4 protein-coding genes are annotated in these 3403 nt (G+C 36.9%); all 4 read right to left on the bottom strand.

The window, feature by feature from the left end; all coding sequences use genetic code 11:
- Positions 1-60 precede the first annotated feature (60 nt).
- Entirely contained in the window at positions 61-1506 is a 1446-nt protein-coding gene (locus O0J15_RS20510) for a recombinase family protein (RefSeq protein WP_308306218.1), read from the bottom strand.
- Positions 1507-1625: 119 nt separating this feature from the next.
- On the bottom strand, positions 1626-2165 hold the full coding sequence (locus tag O0J15_RS20515) for a hypothetical protein (RefSeq protein WP_308306219.1): 540 nt from the start codon (positions 2163-2165) through the stop codon (positions 1626-1628).
- Between the two features lie 91 nt (positions 2166-2256).
- The gene (locus O0J15_RS20520) at positions 2257-2949 is read right to left on the bottom strand and encodes an ImmA/IrrE family metallo-endopeptidase (protein ID WP_308306220.1); all 693 of its coding nucleotides are present in this window, start codon (positions 2947-2949) and stop codon (positions 2257-2259) included.
- A gap of 77 nt (positions 2950-3026) precedes the next feature.
- Positions 3027-3403 (bottom strand): helix-turn-helix transcriptional regulator (locus O0J15_RS20525; RefSeq protein WP_308306221.1); only part of this gene is annotated, 377 nt, incomplete at its 5' end.

The raw sequence follows: 3403 nt of genomic DNA on the forward strand, positions 1-3403 counted from the left end.
ATTGAAAAAAGCTAAGGTTAAAGCTTTCACTCTGGTAGAAATGTAGGTTACTAAAATTCTCTATATTTTCCACTTGATAACAATGTCCTCAGCTGTCACCTTAACCTTGTTTATAAGCCCTCTAACAAGCACCTTTTGACTTTCGTAGTCCATTGAAAAGACTTTCTCAGCGTTTAGCAGTTTCCTCATATCAGCCTTTCTTTTGTCCTTCCTGAGTGCTGGATCGTTTTCTAGTTCAGTTTCAAGAGTCCCCCTCATGCTTATAAATTCGGCTGACTTGCTCTGTAATTCTTCAAGGGTAATGCGGTCATCTATGTATAAATCGTTAAGTCTGCTCAGTTTCTTTGATAGCTCCTCAATTTGTTTCTTATAGCTCTCACGGTCTATGGTCTCAGCATTGTCTCCTGAAAATATTTTGTCCAGGAAATCAGCGTCATCTTGTAGTTTGCTTATTTCTTCTAGCACATAGGCCTCTAGCTTGTCTTTGTAGTAAAATCCTGAGTCACACTTTTTATTGTCGTTGTATGTAGTAACGCCTCTCAGCGTTCGTGGGTGCCTTTGATGGCATTCATATTTTTTTAACCTGCTTCCATCTTTCCTCTTTACGCCTAACATAATTTTTAAAGGAGCGCCACAATATCCACATTGGGCGATACCTGATAGAATGTACTTAGCTTGGAATGGTCTAGGATTGACATTCTCTGCTGCTGTCCTTTGTCTGATTTTTAGCTCAGATTGAGTCTTATCATATTCCTCTTTTGAAATAATCGGCTCATGATTACCTGGATAAATTTCTCCCTTATACTGATTGAAACCACAATAGACAGGGTTATCTAGTATGGTCCTGACAGCCCGATAACTCCAAGGCACATGCTTTGGGTATTTCTCATTCAGATCATCTCTCAGTTTAGTAATGGATCTCCCTCTCAGATAACTCTCAAATATAAATTTAACAGCCAGAGCCTGAGCTGGATTGATAGTAATAGTTCCCGTCTCTTTGTGGTAGTCGTATCCATAGGATGTTTTAGCCCACATCATGGATTTTCCAGCCTTAGCCCGACCTATTTTACCAAGTTGCATACGCTCCTTGATTTGCTCCCTTTCTAGCTGAGCAAAGACACTCAAGAGCCCAATCATAGCCTTACCAAAGGGAGTAGAGGTGTCAAAATTCTCCTGTAGGCTCAGAAAGGCTATATTATTCTTTATGAAAACATCTTCAATCAAGTAAAGCGTGTCTTTTTGACTACGGCTAAGACGGTCCAGCTTATAGACTAGAACTGTGTCAAATTTTCTTTTTTTAGCGTCTTTGATAAGTCCCTCAAGTGCTGGTCTGTCAGTATTGGACCCCGAGAAACCACCATCAGTATATATCTTGTAGACGCTCCAATCCTTAATATCGCAGTAGCTAGAGAGCTTGTCTTTTTGCTCCTCGATTGAGTAGCCCTCTTCTGCCTGAGATGTGGTAGACACCCTGACATAGATTGCGACTTTATTTGTAGTTATCATTGAATTTGTACCTCTTTTTTGATAAAATGGGTACAAGAAAAAGAGCTTTTTAATGCTTTTTTTCTTGTACTGAAGTTCCTCACACTCAAAATTTGGCGATGGAGAGTGTGGGGATTTTTTTATTGTACGATGATTTCACCAATAGGGATAATATCTTTCTGTTTTGAAGATTTAGCGATTAGGTCATATTGGTCAGCAGATTTTTCATAACCAAGGGAAAGAGTAGTATTATCGTCTGGTAACTTTTTAGCGAATTCAGAAATAGCCATACGAATCAAAGTGATTGCATTGTTTTGGTCAGTAGTAGCAGAATTAGAATTAACTGCATCCAGAGATTCTTTTGCGCTATCCTTAGCCGTTCCAGTTAGCAGAATCATGATTGTATCATGAGGTTCGGATGAATCTGAATCGATTACATCGTTTTTAATTTTTACGCTTATTGCGCCAGTTGATTCAGGGTCTAATTTTGACTTGATTTCAGAAATTAGACTGTCGTATTTACTGTTATCTACTTTGGCTTTTGTGTTTGTTGAAGTAGTATTCTTTTGCTCTGTTTTTGGTTGTTCCGAGCTATCTTTGGTAGCCGATTGATTGTTAGAGCAGGCTACTAGAACACTAGCAGTAAGCAAGATTGCTGATGTTGTTAGTAGTTTTTCCATGGGTATTCTCCTTTATTTTATTTTTCTCTATAAATGCTCACGACTTCCCCAATAGTTCGGATGTCGTTGTGTTCTTTTTACCTCTTGTATTTTAAGCAATTTCTTGTAGTTCTCTTTGAAATTGTTGCAAAGTCAAAATAGCCCAGTCTTCGTCATTTTTGTACCCTTGGACTATGCTGAGGGCGTAATACTCTTGGCAACTACAATTATACATTAGAAAGTTCATCAAACGATTATGTAATGCAGGTTTTGACATTTGACTGAGATCAATAAGTTGTTTGAATGTCAGCCCAGAATTTATATATTCAAGCAGTTTATAATCGTTGAGAAACAAAATTGATGCAATGGTATTTGCTTCGTCCTCTAATGGGGCAATCTCAGTTGGGTAGGAGTCGCTATAGTTTGACGAGGTCTTAGAAACTAGAACCTTATCATATACCGAACTCATAAGATGGAAATATATATGAGTTAATTCGTGAAGTATTGTGAACATAACTCTACTCTTAACAACATCTTGATTTATGTAAACGATAAAACGATTTCTTTCGAAATCAGGAATTGTCATTCCAGAGCAAACATTACAAAAACTAAAATCAACTAACGAAAGGGAATTTTTTGAAGTTAAATTGTATTTGACTTCTTGTTTTTTATTAGATAACCATTTGTACATTAAATCCGCTTCAAAATAGACAAATAAAATATTAAACTTAGTTTCAAAGAATTCAATGATTAGGTCGAAAGTGATTTGAGAAATATGGACATTGAAATGGTTAGATATATCCATAAGTAGTCTGTTTGCATTTTCGTGATATTGTAAGTAAGTTTCTTTTGAGGGTCTTGTAAATCGTTTCAAATAGCCACCTACTTCCAGAAAGAATCATCTTTGGCAAGAGCACGAGCATTTTTCATCATGCTAAAGAGTGCTTTGTTAAAACGCTCTTTTTCATCGTCGGACATATCCTCAGTTTCTTTTCGAAACATTATTAGAGTTTCAAGCTCTTGAGTGTTCATCAAATCGTCATTCGATGTGTAAGGATTTTTTGTTCTGCCCAATAAATAATCCGTGGACACATTGAAGTAGTCGGCGATTTGTTGCAGCCGTTCAGCAGACGGTTGATTCCTTTTCAACCCATACAAAGAATTCTTGCCTAGCTTTAGCTTATCTTCTAAAGTGTTTAGCGAAATCCCTTGTTTTTCACATAAATCTTTTACGATTTCAAAAGTAGAAAACATTGATT

Origin of the sequence: Stenotrophomonas sp. Sm10 (assembly GCF_030985515.1) — a bacterium.
GTDB lineage: Bacteria > Pseudomonadota > Gammaproteobacteria > Xanthomonadales > Xanthomonadaceae > Stenotrophomonas > Stenotrophomonas hibiscicola.

Coding starts and splice junctions, on each gene's coding strand:
- O0J15_RS20510 (WP_308306218.1), bottom strand. CDS start 1,506: ATGATAACTACAAATAAAGTCGCAATCTATGTCAGGGTGTCTACCACA.
- O0J15_RS20515 (WP_308306219.1), bottom strand. CDS start 2,165: ATGGAAAAACTACTAACAACATCAGCAATCTTGCTTACTGCTAGTGTT.
- O0J15_RS20520 (WP_308306220.1), bottom strand. CDS start 2,949: ATGGATATATCTAACCATTTCAATGTCCATATTTCTCAAATCACTTTC.